This window comes from Reyranella humidisoli (assembly GCF_019039055.1).
Taxonomy (GTDB): Bacteria; Pseudomonadota; Alphaproteobacteria; order Reyranellales; family Reyranellaceae; genus Reyranella; species Reyranella humidisoli.
This window is the reverse complement of the sequence record NZ_JAHOPB010000005.1, coordinates 1-16,209: the sequence shown is the minus strand read 5'-3', so window position 1 is coordinate 16,209 and position 16,209 is coordinate 1. Positions and strand designations below refer to the sequence as shown.

Sequence of the window (16,209 nt, the reverse complement as noted above, 5' to 3'; positions counted from 1 at the left end):
CTCACGCAGGTCATTCGAGAGAGGACGCATCGATACTGGCCTCCTACCCAGCCAGCATCTTGAATCACATTCCGCACAGATCGGGAATCCCCTCCGATTCCCTCAAGAAATGAAACGCTCTAGACCGCTTCCCCGAAACTGTCGAGCCACTCGCGCGCGAGGTGAAGCTCGCGGAAGATCCTGATCGGGCGGTTGCCTTCCGCCAGCGTCTCGAACAGGCGGACCTGCTGGTAGGCGCGGTCGGTCACGGCGACGATGGCGAGGGGGCCGAGCGTTGCGATCTTCATGTAGGCACGGATGCGGGCGCCGAGTGCCATCACGTCGGCGTCGCTCAGCATCATCCGGGCGTGCGTCGTATCGAATATCTTGCGGTAGGGCAGGGCGTCCACGACGGCCAAGCCGTCGAGATAGTTCTCGACGTCCTCGAGGCGCAGCTCGTCGCGCGCGACGGCAATCACGAGTCGATGCGGATGGGAGATTGTCCACTGTACCGGCATGCGAGAAGACTATGCCGGAATATCCTCCGCGCCGACAAGTTGCCGTAACTCAGGGTTGCGTCAGGGGACGAGGACGGCCTTGCCGACGACCGTGCGCTCCTCGATCAGCCGGAATCCCTTCATCCAATCCGCCAGGTCGTAGGTAGCCGCGACCGTGGCCTTCAGCTTGCCTTCGGTGAACCAGCCCGTGAGCACCCTCTGTGCATCGGCCACCATGGCGCGGCGTTGGGCAAGGGAAGCCGCTTCCCGGGGCGACGGGGCAGTCTTGCCGCCCCAGCCGTTCCAGTAGCCGTAGTAGAAGCCGATCACCGTCACATTCTTGACGAGCAGGATATTGGCCGGAATCTGCGGGACGGTGCCGCTGGCGAAGCCCATCGGAATGATGCGGCCCTCGGGCGCCACGCAGCGCAGCGAGGCATCGAAAGCCGAGCCGCCGACCGGATCATAGATCACGTCCGCGCCGCGTCCGCCGGTGATTTCCAGCACCCTGGTACGCAGATCCTCCGAGCGATAGTCGATCAGGTGATCGGCGCCGGCTTCCTGCGCGGCCTTGAGCTTGTCGGCGCCGCCGGCGCTGGCGATCACCACCGCGCCCATCGCCTTGCCGACCTCGATGGCCGTCAGGCCCGAGCCGCCGCCCGCCCCGTGTACCAGCAGCACTTCGCCGGGCTGCATGTCGGCCTTCCACTTCAGCGCGCCGTAGGCGGTCGGATAGAGGGTCGGGAAGTTGGTGGCCTCGGCGTAGGGCATGATCTCGGGAATGTGGACGAGGTTAGCGGCCGCCGCCGTCGCATATTCGGCGAACGCGCCCTGGCTGACGCCGGTGGCGACGCGGTCGCCGACCGCCACGTTGGTCACGCCTTCGCCCAGCGCCACGACATGGCCGGCCAGTTCGTTGCCCGGCACATAGGGCAGGGCGGGCTTGTTCTGGTGCTTGCCCTGAATGCCCAGCATGGCGGCGAAGCTCACGCCCGCGGCGCGCACCTTCACCAGCACTTCGCCGGCCTTCGGCACGGGCTGCGGGATGTCCTCGACCTTCAGGCTGTCGACCGGACCATAGGCATGACAAACCAGCGCCCGCATTTTCGTACCTCTCAAAGTCTTTCCTGAATTCTACTTCTTGAACTGGCCGTGCCGGCCTTCGCCGCTGGCGAAGCGTGCGGCGCCGCCCTGAGATTCCCGTCGCCGTGCGTCGAGCGACAGTTCCATCTCGCGCCGGATGGCTGCGGCCTCGTCGCGGTCGAAGGCCTCGTAGGTCGACCTGCGATCCGACGTCATGGCGATCGGCGGGAAGCCCGCGATCTGGCGTGCCAGCGTCTCGGCCTCGGCGCGCGTCGTGCCGCGCGCCACCTTGCGCGTGGCAAGCCCGATCGCGATGGCCTCGTCGGCGCCGACGGCGCGCCCCGTGAGCAGCATGTCCATGGCGCGGCCCTGGCCCACGATGCGCGGCAGGCGCACCGTCGTGCCGTCGCTCATGGGCACGCCCCAGCGCCGCGAGAAGACGCCGAAGGTCGCCGTGTCGTCGACGATACGGATGTCGCAGAACAGCGCCACGCCGAGGCCGCCGGCGCAGGCATGGCCCTCGATCGCGGCGATCACCGGCTTGGACAGCGGCGCGCGCAGCGGACCCTCGTCACTGCCGGCCCACGGAAAGTAATCCGTGCCCGAACCCAGCTCCTTCAGGTCGGCGCCCGCGCAGAAGGCGCCGCCGGCACCGGTCAGCACGGCGACGCGCGCCTCGGGATCGGCCTCGAAGGCGCGCAACGCATCGGCCAGCCCGTGCGCGGCCTCGTTGTCGAGGGCGTTCCGGGCCTGCGGCCGGTTAATGGTGATGGTGGTCACCGGCCCCTGGGCCTCGACCAAGATTCTCGGCGTGCTCATGCTTCGTCTTAGCGAACCGTCGCGAGCTCGTCTTCAAGCTGGTCGTTCGAGCGGGCCGGTGTGCGGAAGTACCACCAGTTAATCTGCGCGGTCCATTTCTCCTTGCGGGCGGTGCCGCTGCCCCAGACGCAGCGCTTGAATTCACGGGTGGCCGCCCTGAAGGCCTGGTCCGCCGCGTCGAGCTTCAGCGCATGGTCGCCCATCTCCTCGCGGCTGAACATCGGCAGCGCCTCAAGGATCAGCTCGCGCACATCGACGTCGTTCAACCAGTTGTCGAGGTCGAACGTGTAGGCCTCCCGCCCCAGATCGCCGGCGAAAGTCGCCCACTGGTCGATCAGTTCCTGCAGGTCGGCCACGTTGGGCGGGCCGGGCGGTGGTGATGGCGGGTTCAATCGTTCCTTCTTTCGGATTGCCGGCGGAAGTAGCGCTCGCCGTCGTTGGGTTTGAAAAATGTGCGTATGACGCCGTTGGCATTGAAGGCGATGAAGGCGCCGGTGTCGCGGTCGAAGCGCGTCACCACGCCGTCGCGCCTCACCGTCTCGAGGATCGGACCGCCGGCTTTGGCGTCCCGCAGGAGTTGTGCCTGGCGAAGATAGTCCTGCTTGGTGATGCGGCCGAACTCGGCACCGTGCTTCTGATAATGCTCGTCGAGGCGGCGCTGGTCGGCGAAGCCGACAGCCGCGCCCCAGCCCTGGCCGGCCTCGCGCGCCTCGGCGGAGATCGTCGTGCCGCGCGCGGCTTCGCGCTGGCCGCGTTCGGAGGTCTGGGTCCAGAAAAGGAAGATCGCGACCGCCGCCAGCGCCGCCGTCAGGAGACGGCGCCACGGCAAGCCGCGGGTGCGGAGGTTCATGCCCCTATTGTGCGCCGCCTTTGAACCAGCGCGCAATCATGCGGCGCTCGGCATCGGTGATGTTCGTCATGTTCCCGGGCGGCATGACGCGCGAGGCGGCGGCCTGCTGGTTGATTGCCGCAGCCATCGCGTGGATTTGAGAGGGAGTCTCGAGCAACAGGCCTTTGGGCGGCGCCAGAAAGCCTTCCTGCGTCGGCTTGGCGGCATGGCAGGGCGTGCAGCGTGCCTGGATGATGGGCTGCACCTCGGCGAAGGCGACCGGGCCGCCGCCGTCGGCGCTGGGACGCGGGAGTGCGAGAAAGGCCGTGAAGGCGATGAACACGAAGCCTGCCGCGAGGACCAGCGGGTTGGCGTTGCCCTTGTGGCGCTGCACGAACCAGACGCGGATCAGGGCGCCCGCGATCGAGATCGTGATCAGCAGCACCCAGTTCCACTCGTGGCCGTAGAGGCCTGCATAGTGGTTGCTGATCATCGTGAACAGCACCGGGAGCGTGAAATAGGTGTTGTGGACCGAGCGCTGGCGGCCCCTGAGCCCGTGGATCGGGTCGGGGATGCGGCCTTCCTCCTTGGCCTTCACCAGTTCGCGCTGGCCCGGAATGATCACGAAGTAGACGTTCAGCACCATGATGGTGCCGAGCATGGCGCCGAAATGGATATAGGCGCCGCGGCCGGAGAAGATGTGGCAGAGCGCCCAGGCCGCGACCACGCAATAGAGGAAGATGAGCCCGCCCAGCACGACGTCGTCCTGGCCCAGGGTCGAGCGGCACAGCCAGTCGTAGACGAGCCAGCCCACGACCAGGAAGCCCAGGCCGATCGCGATGGCCTGCGGCTGCGTCAGCGGCAAAACCGCGGGATCGATCAGCGCGACCTCCGCCCCGTAATAGTAGACGAGGCAGAGCAGGAAGAAGCCGGTGACCAGGGTCGTATAGGCTTCCCACTTGAACCAGTGCAGTTCGGGGGGCAGTCGTTCCGGCGCCACGGTGAATTTCTTGGCGGTATAGAAGCCGCCGCCATGAACCGCCCAGACCTCGCCGCCGATCCCCTTGGCCGAATCGGCCGGGTCGAGCGGCTTGTGCAGGTGGTTGTCCAGCCAGATGAAGTAGAAAGAAGCGCCGATCCACGCGATGCCCACGATCATGTGAGCCCAGCGCAGCAGCAGATTCAGCCAGTCCACGACGAAAGCGGCGTCCATCAGCCCTCGTAGCGCCTTGCCGGGCATGGCCTCAAGGCGGTAAATCGCCGTTTCGACTGAAATCCGAACGATTTTTGAGGGGAACGACTATGGCGGCTTTGGACCTTCCGGCGGGCGTCACGATTGACGGCGCCATCAAGCCCGGTTTCGAAAAAGTGCTCACCAAAGAGGCAGTCGCCTTCGTCGCCGACCTCCAGCGCAAGTTCAATGCCCGCCGCGAGGAACTGCTGGCGCTCCGCGTCGAGCGCCAGAAGCGCCTCGATGCAGGCGAAAAGCCGGATTTCCTCCCGGAAACCGCGAAAATCCGTGAGAGTGACTGGACGGTCGCGCCGCTGCCCAAGGACATCCTCGACCGTCGCGTCGAGATCACCGGCCCGGTCGACCGCAAGATGATCATCAACGCGCTCAACTGCGGCGCCAATGTCTTCATGGCCGACTTCGAGGATGCCTCGACGCCGACCTGGTCGAACATGATCGAGGGCCAGTTCAACCTGGCCGACGCGGTGCGCCGCCAGATCGACTACGTCGATCCCAACAGCGGCAAGGCCTACAAGCTGAACGAAAAGACGGCGGTGCTGTTCGTGCGCCCGCGCGGCTGGCATCTGCTGGAGAAGCACATGATGGTCGACGGCAAGCCGATGTCCGGCTCGCTGTTCGATTTCGGCCTCTACTTCTTCCATAACGCCAAGGAAGCGCTGTCGCGCGGCACCGGGCCGTATTTCTACCTGCCCAAGATGGAGAGCCATCTCGAGGCGCGCCTGTGGAACGACGTGTTCGTCGCCGCGCAGGACGCGCTCGGCGTGCCGCAGAAGTCGATCAAGGCCACGGTGTTGATCGAGACCATCCTCGCCACCTTCGAGATGGACGAGATCCTGTGGGAGCTGAAAGATCATTCGGCCGGCCTCAACTGCGGCCGCTGGGACTACATCTTCTCCTTCATCAAGAAGTTCCGCGAGCAGGAGTGGGCGGTGTTGCCCGATCGCGGCACGGTCGGCATGACCTCGCACTTCCTGCGCTCCTACAGCCAGCTCGTGATCAAGACCTGCCATCGCCGCGAAGTGCACGCGATGGGCGGCATGGCGGCGCAGATTCCGATCAAGAACGACCCGAAGGCCAACGACGAGGCGATGGGCCGCGTCCATGCCGACAAGAAGCGCGAGGCCGGCGACGGCCATGACGGCACCTGGGTCGCCCATCCCGGTCTCGTTCCGATCGCCAAGGCCGAGTTCGACGCGGTGATGAAGGAGCCGAACCAGATCGCCCGCAAGCGCCAGGACGTGCACGTGACGCCGGCCGACCTGATCACCATGCCGACCGGCCCGAAGACCGAGGCCGGCCTGCGCCAGAACGTGGCGGTCGGCATCGGCTATGTCGAAGCCTGGCTGCGCGGTATCGGCTGCGTGCCGCTGTTCAACCTGATGGAAGATGCCGCCACCGCCGAGATCAGCCGCGCGCAGGTCTGGCAGTGGGTGCGCCACAACCAGAAGCTCGACGACGGCCGCACCATCACCAAGGACCTCGTGCGCCAGATCGTGCGCGAGGAGAACGACAAGGTGAAGGCGCAGATCGGCGAAGAGGCCTACGGCAAAGGCCGCTACGAGGACGCCGCCCAGCTCATGATCGATCTGGTCGAGCAGCCGCAGTTCTACGAGTTCCTGACCCTGCCGGCCTACGACCGCATCATCGCCGACGAGAAGGCGGCTGCGTAAGGACATCGCGATGATCAAGACTGTTTACGACGTCACGTCCGCGGGCAAACCCGACGCGCCGGCCATCGGCGCGCCGGGCCGTCCCTGGCTCACCTATGCCGGCCTGAAGAAGCTCACGGACGACACGCTGGCGACGCTGAACGGCGTCGGCATCGGCCGTGGCGATCGCGTCGCCATGGTCGCGCCCAACGGTCCGGAGATGGCGTCCTCATTCATCGCCGTCGCCTCGGGCACCAGCTCTGCGCCGCTCAACCCGGCCTATCGCGCCGACGAGTTCGAGTTCTATCTCGACGACCTGAAGCCCAAGGCCGTGATCGTGCAGAAGGGCATGGACAGCCCGGTGCGCGCGATGGCCGAGAAGGTCGGCGTGCCGATCATCGAGCTGATCCCGGCCGAAGACGGCCCGGCCGGCAGCTTCACGCTGGACGTGTCGGCGCTGAAGCCGGCGAAGGCTGCGAGCCCTGGCATTTCGGTGGATGGCGAGATCGCGCTGGTCCTGCACACCTCGGGCACGACCGCGCGGCCCAAGATCGTGCCGCTCTCGACGGCCAACCTCGCGGCCTCGGCGCGTCACATCGCTGAGTCGCTGGCGCTGACGCCGGCCGACCGTTGCATGAACATCATGCCGCTGTTCCACATCCACGGGCTGATCGCCGCGACGCTCTCGTCGATCGGCGCGGGTGCGGCGGTATCGTGCACGCCGGGCTTCAACGCGCTGCGGTTCTTCGCCCAGCTCGAGGAAGTGAAGCCAACCTGGTACACGGCCGTGCCGACCATGCACCAGGCGATCCTGACGCGCCTACGCAGCCATGCCGACGCCGCCAAGGCCGCCAAGCTGCGCTTCATCCGCTCCTCGTCGGCCTCGCTGCCGCCGCAGGTCATGCTCGAACTCGAAGCTGCGTTCGACTGCCCGGTGATCGAGGCCTACGGCATGACCGAGGCCAGCCATCAGATGGCGTCCAACGCACTGCCGCCGGGCAAGCGCAAGCCGGGCGCCGTCGGTCTGCCGGCCGGTCCGAAGATCGCCATCATGGACGAGGCGGGCCACTTCCTGCCGCAGGGCACGATCGGCGAGGTCGTGATCCAGGGTCCGAACGTGACGGCGGGTTACGACAACAACCCCGACGCCAACCTCAAGGCCTTCGCCGAGGGCTGGTTCCGCACCGGCGACCAGGGCCGCTTCGACGAGGACGGCTACCTGTTCCTGACCGGCCGCCTCAAGGAGATCATCAACCGGGGCGGCGAGAAGATCAGCCCGATCGAGGTCGACACGATCCTGATGGATCACCCGGCGGTCGAGCAGTGCGTGACCTTCGCCATTCCCCACCCCATGCTGGGCGAGGATGTCGGCGCGGTCGTCGTCCTGCGCCAGGGGCTCGAGGCGACCGAGCGCGAGCTGCGCGACTTCGTGGCCAGGCATGCCGCCGACTTCAAGGTGCCGCGCAAGGTCGTGTTTGTGACCGAGATTCCCAAGGGCGCGACGGGCAAGCTGCAGCGCATCGGCCTCGCCGCCAAGCTCGGCCTCGGCGAAGCCAAGGCCTGAGGACGATCCCGTGACCTCGATCTGCGTTTTCGGCGCCGGTGCGATCGGCGGCCTGATGGCCGCCAAGCTCGAAATGGCCGGTACGCCCGTCACCGTCGTGGCGCGCGGCCCTCATGGTGACGCGCTTCGCTCCAGGGGCCTCGTGCTGCTCAGCGACGGCAAGGAGACGGTGACGGAACCACGCGTCGCCTCCGATCCGAAGGAGATCGGCCCGCAGGACTATCTGGTGCTGACCCTGAAGGCGCATTCGCTGTTGCCCGCGATGGCGCAGCTCAAGCCTCTGATCGGGCCGGACACGACCATCGTCGCGGCGATCAACGGCGTGCCGTGGTGGTACACCTACAAGCTCGGCGGGGACTTCGACGGCCGGATCATCCAGTCGGTCGATCCCGAGGGCGGGCTGACCGCGGGCCTGCCGCCGTCGCAGGTGCTGGGCAGCATCGTCTATCCAGCGGCCGACGTCGTCGAACCGGGCGTCATCCACCACACCTACGGCGACCGCTTCACGCTGGGCGAGCCGGACGGCAGCCGCAGCGAACGCGCGTCGAAGTTTTCCGAACTGCTGATCAAGGCCGGCCTCAAGGCGCCGGTGCGGCCGCGCATCCGCGACGAGCTGTGGGTCAAGCTCTGGGGCAATATGGCCTTCAATCCGATCAGTGCGCTGACCGGTGCGACGCTCGACAAGGTGATCGGCGATCCCGGCACGCATGCGGTGTGCCGTGCGCTGATGGTCGAGGGCCAGGCCGTCGCCGAGAAGCTCGGCGTGAAGTTCGCCATAAATGTCGACAAGCGCATCGCCGGCGGCGCCGAGGTCGGCGCGCACAAGACCTCGATGTTGCAAGACCTCGAACGCGGCCGTCCGCTCGAGATCGAAGCGCTGCTCGGCGCGGTGGTCGAGATGTCGGAATGGGTCGGCGTCGACATGCCGATCGGCCGCAGCGTGCTGGCCCTCGTACGCCAGCGCGCGGCAATGCGCTGAGGTGATTGGGCGCTGACATGGAAAAGGTCGAACTCGTCTTCGAGCCGGACAATGCGCGCGCGGCCGACTATGTCCGGGATCGGCTCTCGATGTTCAATTCGAGCCGCACGGGGAGGTCCGACTACTATCCCTGCTACATCTTCCTGAAAGGGGAGAAAGGCGAAACGCTGGGCGGCCTGCTGGGGTATGTCTGGTCTGACTGGCTGTTCGTGTCGATCCTCTGGGTCGACGAGGCGCTGCGCGGGCAGGGTCATGCGACGCGCCTGCTGGACGCGGCCGAGGACTATGCCCGCACGCGCGGCTGCCACTCCGCCTATCTCGACACCCACACCTGGCAGGCTCGGCCCTTCTACGAGAAACGAGGGTACGAACTCTTCGCAACCCTCGACGACTTCCCGCCGGGGCATCAGAAGTTCTTCCTGAGAAAGAAGCTCTGACCTGTCGTCCTGAGCGCAGCGAAGGACCTGACGGTACGGTCAGAGTACTGCGGAGCAGGCGTTAGAGCCTTCGCTTCGCTCAGGATGACAAGAGTGGGAGATCGGCTCGCCTCAACGCACGCCGAGTTCCTTCAGCCGCTTGTCGACCGACAGCAGGTCCACCCAGCTCTGGCGTTTGCTGGCGGGGGTGCGCAGGAGAAAGGCAGGGTGGAACGTCGGCAGCACCGGCACTTCACTGCCGTCGTCGAGCGTGAGCGTCGACCACTTGCCGCGCAGGCGGGTGATGCCTTCGGTCGTGTTCAGCACGGCCTTCACGGCGGTGCCCCCCGCGAGCACCACGACCTTCGGCTTGGCGAGTTCAATGTGGCGGCGCGTGAAGGCAAGGCAGATTGCCTGTTCGGACAAAGTGGGTGTCCGGTTGCCGGGCGGGCGCCAGAACAGGATGTTGGTGATGTAGAGGTCGCGCTCGCGGCTCATGCCAATGGCCGAGAACATGCGATCCATGAGCTGACCGCTCACGCCGACGAACGGTTTGCCGAGGCGATCCTCGTCGGCGCCCGGCGCTTCGCCGACGATCATCACCGGCGCGCCGGCGACGCCGTCGGCGAACACCGTGTTCTTGGCGGTGCGCTTCAGGGCGCAGCCCTCGAAGGCGCGCACGGCTTCTTCCAGTTCGACGATGGTGGTGGCGCGCGCGGCGGCTTCGCGGGCGTCGAGCGCGAGCTGCGGCGATTCGAGTGGCACGGGCGCGCGCACGGCCGGCGCGGCGAGGGGCGGCCGGATCGGCGTCGGCGCGGCGGAGGACGGGACCGTCGGGGGGGCAGGCGTGGCGACGATGGCCACTGGCGCCGGCAGCGCGAAGCGGTCGATCGCCTCCTCGCCGATCGTCTCGTCGAGTCCGTGATCGACGTACCAGCGCAGCAGCGCGGCGGCGTCGTGCGGGCTGAGCGCCGCTTCCATCAGGTCAGTTGCTTGAGGAAGGCGGCCAGGATCGGCGCCCACATCGCCGCGTCGGCATGGCTCGCCATGTGGCCCTTGTCCGACGGCATCTCGACATAGGTCAGGTCGACTCCAGCCTTGCGCATGTCGAGCGCATGGGCGGCACAGTCGGTGAGGTCGAACAGCTTGTCGGTCTTCGAGATGACGTAGAGGACCTTGGTCTTCTTCAGTTGCTCGTATTGCTTCGTGATGTCGAAGCCGTCGATCGCGCGCCGCAGGGTGACCAGCGAATGGCCGTCGTAGATCTTCGCCCAGCTCTTGGCGGCCACCTTGGCCTCGGCTTCGCCCTGGCCGTAGTTCAGCAGCGTCTCATAACGGATCTGTTCGAGCGTACCGGGGATGCCGCCATTCTCGTAGTACCAGCCGCCGTTCCAGTTCGGGTCGCTGGCGAGACGCTTCTGCAGCGCCTCGAGGCCGCCCAGGCGTCCGGGCGCGCGTGGCGCGGTCACCGACGCGGCAATGCCCTTCATGAAGCCGGGATAGGACGCCGCCCACTGGAACGACTGGAAGCCGCCCATCGAGGGACCGACCACGGCGACCAGGCTCTTGAGGCCGAGCGAATCGACCAGCAGCTTCTGGCTGGCCACCATGTCGCGCAGCGTGACCTCCGGGAACGTCGGGCCGTAGGGCTTGCCGGTCGCGGGATCGGTGCTGTTGGGGCCGGAACTGCCGTGCGCCGAACCCAGCGCGTTCACCGACACGACGAAATGGCGGTCGGTGTCGATGGCCTTGCCCGGACCGATCAGCCCATCGAACCAGCCGGCACTTCCCTCCGGGACGCCTCGGCCCTGCTTGCCGGGTGCATTCTTGCCTGCAGCGTGATGGGACGAGGTGTAGCCGTGCACGACCAGGATCGCGTTGTCCCCGGCCGGCGACAGGGCGCCGTAGGTTTCGTAGGCCAGTTCGAGGACGGGAAGGATCTTGCCACTTTCCAGCCTGAAATCCCGTGCAGAGAAGATCTTGCTCTCGATTTCGTTCAACTCAGGCACAGGAAATCCCCTTTTCAGCGGGTGGCGATCCCGCCCCCGACACGCTATCTAAATCAGAGGATTGCCGTCGGACAGGCGCGCGTCCATCGGGAAATTGGAATTGCAGGGCGACACAGCATGACGCGCGAGGCGATGGAATACGACGTGGTAATCGTGGGCGGCGGTCCGGCCGGACTGTCGGCGGCGATCCGCCTGAAGCAGCTCGCCGCCGAGCGCAACCACGAAGTGTCCGTCTGCGTGCTCGAAAAGGGCTCGGAACTGGGCGCCCACATCCTCTCGGGCGCCGTGGTCGATCCGATCGGCCTCAACGAGCTCATTCCGGACTGGAAGGAAAAGGGCGCGCCGCTCGAAACCCAGGTCACCGACGACCAGTTCCTGTTCCTGACCAAGGGCGGCTCCTACCGCTTCCCCAACTTCCTGCTGCCGCGGCTGATGAACAACCACGGCAATTACATCGTCAGCCTGGGCGAGGTCTGCCGCTGGCTTGGCCAGCAGGCCGAGGCTCTGGGCGTCGAGATCTATCCGGGCTTCGCCGCCGCCGAGGTCCTCTACAACGAGGACGGCTCGGTGAAGGGCGTCGCCACCGGCGACATGGGCATCGCCAAGGACGGCACGCACAAGGACAGCTACACGCCGGGCATGGAGCTGCATGCCAAGTACACGCTGATCGGCGAGGGCGTGCGCGGTTCGCTCGCCAAGCAGCTGATGGCCAAGTTCGACCTGCGCGACGGAGTCGATCCGCAGAAGTTCGGCATCGGCATCAAGGAACTGTGGCAGGTCGATCCCGCCAACTTCCGCAAGGGCCTGGTCGTCCACTCGCAGGGCTGGCCGCTCTCGGAGACGAACAGCTCGGGCGGTTCGTTCATGTATCATTTCGGCGACAACCTGGTCGCCATCGGCCTCGTGGTGCATCTCAGCTACGAGAACCCCTATCTCTCGCCGTTCGACGAATTCCAGCGCTTCAAGACCCATCCCGACGTCGCCAAGTATCTCAAGGGCGGTAAGCGGCTGGTCTACGGCTCTCGCGCCATCAACGAGGGTGGCATCCAGTCGGTGCCCAAGCTCACCTTCCCGGGCGGCGCGCTGATCGGCTGCTCGGCCGGCTTCGTGAACGTGCCGCGCATCAAGGGCAGCCACAATGCGGTCAAGAGCGGCATGCTCGCCGCCGAGGCGGCGTTCGAGGCGCTGGCCGGCGGCAAGACCGGCGGCGACGAGCTGATCGCCTATCCGGTGAAGCTCAAGGCATCGTGGATCTGGAAGGACCTCGACAAGGTGCGCAACGTCAAGCCCGCGCTGAAGTGGGGCACGACGCTCGGTACGCTCTACGGCGGCATGGACATGTGGCTGCACGACCTCGGCATCCGCGTGCCGTGGACGCTGCGCCATCACAAGGCCGACCATGAGACGCTGCGGCCGGCCAGCGAGTTCCAGCCGATCCAGTATCCCAAGCCCGACGGCGTGATCTCCTTCGACAAGCTGTCCTCGGTGTTCCTGTCGAACACCAACCACGAGGAGGACCAGCCGGTTCACCTCAAGCTGCGCGATCCGTCGATTCCGATCGCCGTCAACCTGCCGCTCTACGCCGAGCCCGCGCAGCGCTACTGCCCGGCCGGCGTGTATGAAGTGGTCACGGCCGACAACGGCCAGCCGCGCTTCCAGATCAACGCGCAGAACTGCGTTCACTGCAAGACGTGCGACATCAAGGATCCGGCGCAGAATATCGACTGGACCGTGCCCGAAGGCGGCGGCGGTCCCAACTACCCCAACATGTGAGACGCATGAACCGCACTCCCCTCGCGCTGCTTTCGGCGGCGCTGCTGTTCGCTCTTCCTCTCGCCGGCCAGGCCCAGCAGGGCCCGGCACAACAAGGCGGCGCCAAGCCGCCGGCCCGCCCTCCCGTCGCCCAGCCCGGCCAGCGTCTCGCGCCAATCTCGCTGCAGGGCCGCTATCTCGCTGCCCGTGTCGGGGAGCAGGACCACGACTACGACGCCGCCGCCGACCAGATGGATCAGGCGCTTGCGCTCACGCCGCTCGATCCCGAGCTGATCTACGCCGTGTTCCGCCTGCGCATGTATGCCGGGCGGATCGATTCCGCGGCCGAACTGGCGCCGGCGGTTCTGTCGACGCGGCCAGGCGACGGCTTCGCCAACCTCGTGATGGCGATCGAGGCCGTCAAGAAGGGCAACTACAAAGCGGCTGAGCAGCAGCTCACGCGCATCGGCTCGGAGAACCAGCTGGGCGCTCTGCGCGAATATGTGATGGCATGGCTGAAGGCCGGCGATAAGGACTACGCGGCCGCGCGGTCGTATCTGGCGCGGCTGAAGCCCGCGAGCGGCGAGAGGGCGGAAGCGCCCGCCCTGGTGATCGCCGCGCAGATCGACGAGATGGCTGGCGACAAGGACGCCGCCGAGGCCAAGTACCGGCGTGCCATTTCGCTCGACCGCAACGGACTGCGCACCACGATTTCCGTCGCCGAGGGGCTGCGCCGTCTGGGCAAGGACGCCGAGGCGCGCGAGATCCTGAAGACATACGGCACGCGCTACAGCGATTCCGTCGTCATGGACGGGCTCATGGGCGCCAACGCGCCGATGCCCAAGCCGCCGACGCCGGCGTCCGGCATCGCTGAGATCCTGTTCGACATCGGCGGCATCCTGGCCTCCGATCCGCGCAACCAGCGCCAGGACCTCGCGCTGATCTTCTACCAGCTCGCGACCGCGCTGAAGCCCGACCAGGATTTCGCCTGGCTCATGATCGCGGGCCTCTACGAACAGTTCCAGCAGATCCCCAAGGCGGTTGCCGCGCTGGGCAGGATCGGCCCGACCTCGCCGCTCTACTGGCAGGCCAGACTCAGGACGGCGGCGCTCGACGCGCAGGAAGACAAGTTCGACCAAGCCGTGGCGCGTCTCAGGACCTTGGTGGCCGAGAAGCCCGACCGAATCGACGCCGCGCTCACGCTGGCCGACCTGCTGCGCAGCAAGGACCGGTTCGCCGAGGCCGTCGCCGCCTACGACACCGCGATCTCTCGGCTGGGCAAGCCCGACGAGCGTCACTGGCAGATCTATTTCGGGCGCGGCATCGTGCTCGAGCGCACGAAGAACTGGCCGAAGGCCGAGGCCGACATGAAGAAGGCGCTCGAACTCTCGCCCGAGCAGCCCTACGTGTTGAACTATCTCGGCTACAGCTGGATCGACCAGGGCCTGCATCTCCAGGAAGGCATGAAGATGCTCGAGCGTGCGACCGAGCTTCGCCCCGACGACGGCGCGATCACCGACAGCGTCGGCTGGGCCTATTACCGGCTCGGTCAGTACGAGAAGGCGGTGGAGTGGCTGGAGCGCGCGACCGAGCAGAAGGGCGACGACTCGACGATCACCGATCATCTCGGCGACGCCTACTGGCATGTCGGCCGCCGCCGCGAGGCCCGCTTCCAGTGGGAACGCGCGCTGCACCAGAAGCCTGACAAGGATCGTCAGCCCATCATCGAGGACAAGATCGCCAACGGACTTAATCCCTCGAACGACAAGCCGACCGTCTACGAGAAGGCCGCCGACACCAAGCAGGGCGGCTGATCGAAGGCGGCTGATTGAAGGACACGGGGGGTGCTGCTCGCCCGCGCCAAGGTCAATCTCTGGCTGAACGTCGTTGGTCGCCGCGCCGACGGCTTCCACCTGCTCGACTCGCTGGTTGCCTTCACGGATCTTGCCGACGGGATCGAGGTCGCGCCCGCGTCTGATCTGTCGCTGGAAATCGTCGGGCCGGGGGCGGCGGCGCTCGAGGGCGACGATGTTGCCGACAATCTCGTTCTGAGGGCTGCGCGCCTGCTGGCCGGTCGCGCTGGGGTGGCGCCGAGGGCCGCCCTGCGCCTGACGAAGCGCATTCCGGTGGCGGCCGGCCTCGGCGGCGGCTCGGCCGACGCTGCCGCGACGCTCCGGGCGCTGGTCGATCTGTGGCGCATCGCCATGCCCGAGGAGGAGCTGTTCGATCTCGCGGCGTCGCTCGGTGCCGATGTTCCCATGTGTCTCGCTGGCCGGCCGGCCGTGGCGACGGGAATCGGCGAGCGCCTCGCCCCAGCACCCCGGTTGCCGGACTGCGCAATCCTGCTGGTCAATCCAGGTGTCGCGTTGCCGACGCCCGCCGTCTTCCGCGCTCGCGTCGGAGATTTTGCCCCGGGCCTTCCCATTGAATCGGGCTGGCCCGACCTCGCGGCGTTCGCCGCCGATCTCGCGCGCCGCGGCAACGACCTGACGGCGGCGGCGATCTCCCTGCAGCCAGCAGTGGCCGACGTGCTCGACCGTCTGCGGCGCACTGACGGCGTTGCGCATGCTGCGATGAGCGGTAGTGGTGCGACCTGCTTTGGCCTCTTTGCATCGACAGACGCCGCGCAACGTGCCGCGTCGCATCTTCCCGACGCCTGGTGGCGCCACGCGGGCCGGCTAGTTTGAGCCCGCCTTCGGCTTCGTGAGTTCCTGCATTTCCTTCAGCGATTCGAACAGTGCCTTGTCGGGCTGACCCGTGACCGGCAGGCCGGCGATGCGCTGGTATTCGCGGATGGCTGCGCGTGTCCCCTGGCCCATGTGGCCGTCCGGTGCGCGCTTGTAGAAGCGGAACTCGCGCAACAGCGCCTGGACGCTCTTCGTCTGCTCGACCGCCGTCGCCGGCCATGCGTTCGGATCCGGAGGCGTCGTTTTGTTGATGTCGGCCGACGTCGGCGGCGGAGGCGGTGGTGCGCCAGCAGCAAGCTGGATCGGCTTCGGTGGCGGTGGTCCTGCCGGTTTTGCCTTCGCGATATCGGCCGATGTGGGCGGCGGTGGCGGTGGCGCCGTCGCGGCGAGCTTGATGGGCTTCGGCGGAGGCGGCGCTGCTGGCGTGGCTTTGGAGATGTCGGCCGACGTAGGCGGCGGTGGCGGTGGCGCCGTCGCGGCGAGCTTGATGGGCTTCGGCGGAGGCGGCGCTGCCGGCGTGGCCTTGGCGATGTCAGCCGAAGTCGGTGGCGGTGGCGGCGGCGCCGTCGCAGCGAGCTTGATGGGCTTCGGCGGAGGCGGCGCTGCCGGCGTGGCCTTGGCGATGTCAGCCGAAGTCGGTGGCGGTGGCGGCGGCGCCGTCGCAGCGAGCTTGATGGGCTTCGGCGGAGGCGGC

Annotated in this window: 16 protein-coding genes and 1 pseudogene; 8 read left to right on the top strand and 9 right to left on the bottom strand. The window is 67.0% G+C overall.

Annotation, left to right across the window (positions count from 1 at the left end; translation table 11 throughout):
* Nucleotides 1-119 precede the first annotated feature (119 nt).
* The 6 genes from KQ910_RS26600 to KQ910_RS26575 are packed head-to-tail and all read right to left on the bottom strand — an operon-like array spanning nucleotide 120 to nucleotide 4,420.
* The gene (locus KQ910_RS26600) at nucleotides 120-497 is read right to left on the bottom strand and encodes a hypothetical protein (protein WP_216967212.1); all 378 of its coding nucleotides are present in this window, start codon (nucleotides 495-497) and stop codon (nucleotides 120-122) included.
* Nucleotides 498-557: 60 nt separating this feature from the next.
* Nucleotides 558-1,580, bottom strand: coding sequence for an NADPH:quinone oxidoreductase family protein (locus tag KQ910_RS26595; RefSeq protein ID WP_216967209.1), 1,023 nt, complete (start codon nucleotides 1,578-1,580; stop codon nucleotides 558-560).
* Between the two features lie 30 nt (nucleotides 1,581-1,610).
* Complete coding sequence (locus KQ910_RS26590; RefSeq protein ID WP_216967206.1) at nucleotides 1,611-2,378, bottom strand: crotonase/enoyl-CoA hydratase family protein; 768 nt, start codon at nucleotides 2,376-2,378, stop codon at nucleotides 1,611-1,613.
* 8 nt (nucleotides 2,379-2,386) lie between these two features.
* Nucleotides 2,387-2,770, bottom strand: a complete 384-nt coding sequence (locus KQ910_RS26585) for a hypothetical protein (RefSeq protein ID WP_216967202.1) — start codon at nucleotides 2,768-2,770, stop codon at nucleotides 2,387-2,389.
* Nucleotides 2,767-3,228 carry a hypothetical protein gene (locus KQ910_RS26580; protein ID WP_216967199.1) on the bottom strand — a complete coding sequence of 154 codons (462 nt, stop codon included), beginning with the start codon at nucleotides 3,226-3,228 and terminating at the stop codon, nucleotides 2,767-2,769. The genes KQ910_RS26585 and KQ910_RS26580 overlap by 4 nt, the downstream gene beginning before the upstream one ends.
* A gap of 4 nt (nucleotides 3,229-3,232) precedes the next feature.
* Nucleotides 3,233-4,420 (bottom strand): urate hydroxylase PuuD, encoded by a 1,188-nt coding sequence (locus KQ910_RS26575; RefSeq protein ID WP_216967196.1) that lies wholly within the window; start codon nucleotides 4,418-4,420, stop codon nucleotides 3,233-3,235.
* A gap of 89 nt (nucleotides 4,421-4,509) precedes the next feature.
* On the opposite strand from KQ910_RS26575, the gene aceB reads away from it, so the two are divergent.
* From aceB to KQ910_RS26555, 4 genes are read left to right on the top strand one after another with little or no spacing between them, the layout of a single operon-like run.
* A complete protein-coding gene (gene aceB, locus KQ910_RS26570; RefSeq protein WP_216967193.1) occupies nucleotides 4,510-6,129 on the top strand; it encodes a malate synthase A in 1,620 nt (539 codons plus the stop codon).
* Between the two features lie 10 nt (nucleotides 6,130-6,139).
* Nucleotides 6,140-7,672 carry an acyl--CoA ligase gene (locus KQ910_RS26565; protein WP_216967190.1) on the top strand — a complete coding sequence of 511 codons (1,533 nt, stop codon included), beginning with the start codon at nucleotides 6,140-6,142 and terminating at the stop codon, nucleotides 7,670-7,672.
* Nucleotides 7,673-7,682: 10 nt separating this feature from the next.
* Complete coding sequence (locus KQ910_RS26560; protein WP_369408460.1) at nucleotides 7,683-8,651, top strand: 2-dehydropantoate 2-reductase; 969 nt, start codon at nucleotides 7,683-7,685, stop codon at nucleotides 8,649-8,651.
* Between the two features lie 17 nt (nucleotides 8,652-8,668).
* Nucleotides 8,669-9,088: a GNAT family N-acetyltransferase gene (locus KQ910_RS26555; protein WP_216967187.1), complete on the top strand. Its 420-nt coding sequence runs from the start codon at nucleotides 8,669-8,671 to the stop codon at nucleotides 9,086-9,088.
* Between the two features lie 111 nt (nucleotides 9,089-9,199).
* Here KQ910_RS26555 and KQ910_RS26550 read toward each other — a convergent pair whose 3' ends face one another.
* Nucleotides 9,200-10,048: a uracil-DNA glycosylase gene (locus KQ910_RS26550; RefSeq protein WP_216967184.1), complete on the bottom strand. Its 849-nt coding sequence runs from the start codon at nucleotides 10,046-10,048 to the stop codon at nucleotides 9,200-9,202.
* Entirely contained in the window at nucleotides 10,048-11,076 is a 1,029-nt protein-coding gene (locus KQ910_RS26545) for a homoserine O-acetyltransferase family protein (protein ID WP_216967181.1), read from the bottom strand. The genes KQ910_RS26550 and KQ910_RS26545 overlap by 1 nt, the downstream gene beginning before the upstream one ends.
* A gap of 117 nt (nucleotides 11,077-11,193) precedes the next feature.
* Between KQ910_RS26545 and KQ910_RS26540 the strand changes: the two genes are divergently transcribed.
* From KQ910_RS26540 to KQ910_RS26530, 3 genes are read left to right on the top strand one after another with little or no spacing between them, the layout of a single operon-like run.
* Complete coding sequence (locus tag KQ910_RS26540; RefSeq protein WP_229601043.1) at nucleotides 11,194-12,849, top strand: electron transfer flavoprotein-ubiquinone oxidoreductase; 1,656 nt, start codon at nucleotides 11,194-11,196, stop codon at nucleotides 12,847-12,849.
* A 5-nt stretch (nucleotides 12,850-12,854) separates the two neighbouring features.
* Entirely contained in the window at nucleotides 12,855-14,642 is a 1,788-nt protein-coding gene (locus KQ910_RS26535) for a tetratricopeptide repeat protein (RefSeq protein ID WP_216967178.1), read from the top strand.
* A gap of 30 nt (nucleotides 14,643-14,672) precedes the next feature.
* The gene (locus KQ910_RS26530; RefSeq protein WP_216967175.1) at nucleotides 14,673-15,515 is read left to right on the top strand and encodes a 4-(cytidine 5'-diphospho)-2-C-methyl-D-erythritol kinase; all 843 of its coding nucleotides are present in this window, start codon (nucleotides 14,673-14,675) and stop codon (nucleotides 15,513-15,515) included.
* On the opposite strand, the gene KQ910_RS26525 is transcribed toward KQ910_RS26530, so the two are convergent.
* The gene (locus KQ910_RS26525) at nucleotides 15,507-15,767 is read right to left on the bottom strand and encodes a peptidoglycan-binding domain-containing protein (RefSeq protein ID WP_369408461.1); all 261 of its coding nucleotides are present in this window, start codon (nucleotides 15,765-15,767) and stop codon (nucleotides 15,507-15,509) included. The two genes, KQ910_RS26530 and KQ910_RS26525, sit on opposite strands and share 9 nt — an antisense overlap.
* Between KQ910_RS26525 and KQ910_RS26520 the strand changes: the two are divergent.
* Nucleotides 15,766-16,209: pseudogene (locus KQ910_RS26520) on the top strand (hypothetical protein); the annotation flags it as partial. The gene KQ910_RS26525 and the pseudogene KQ910_RS26520 overlap by 2 nt on opposite strands.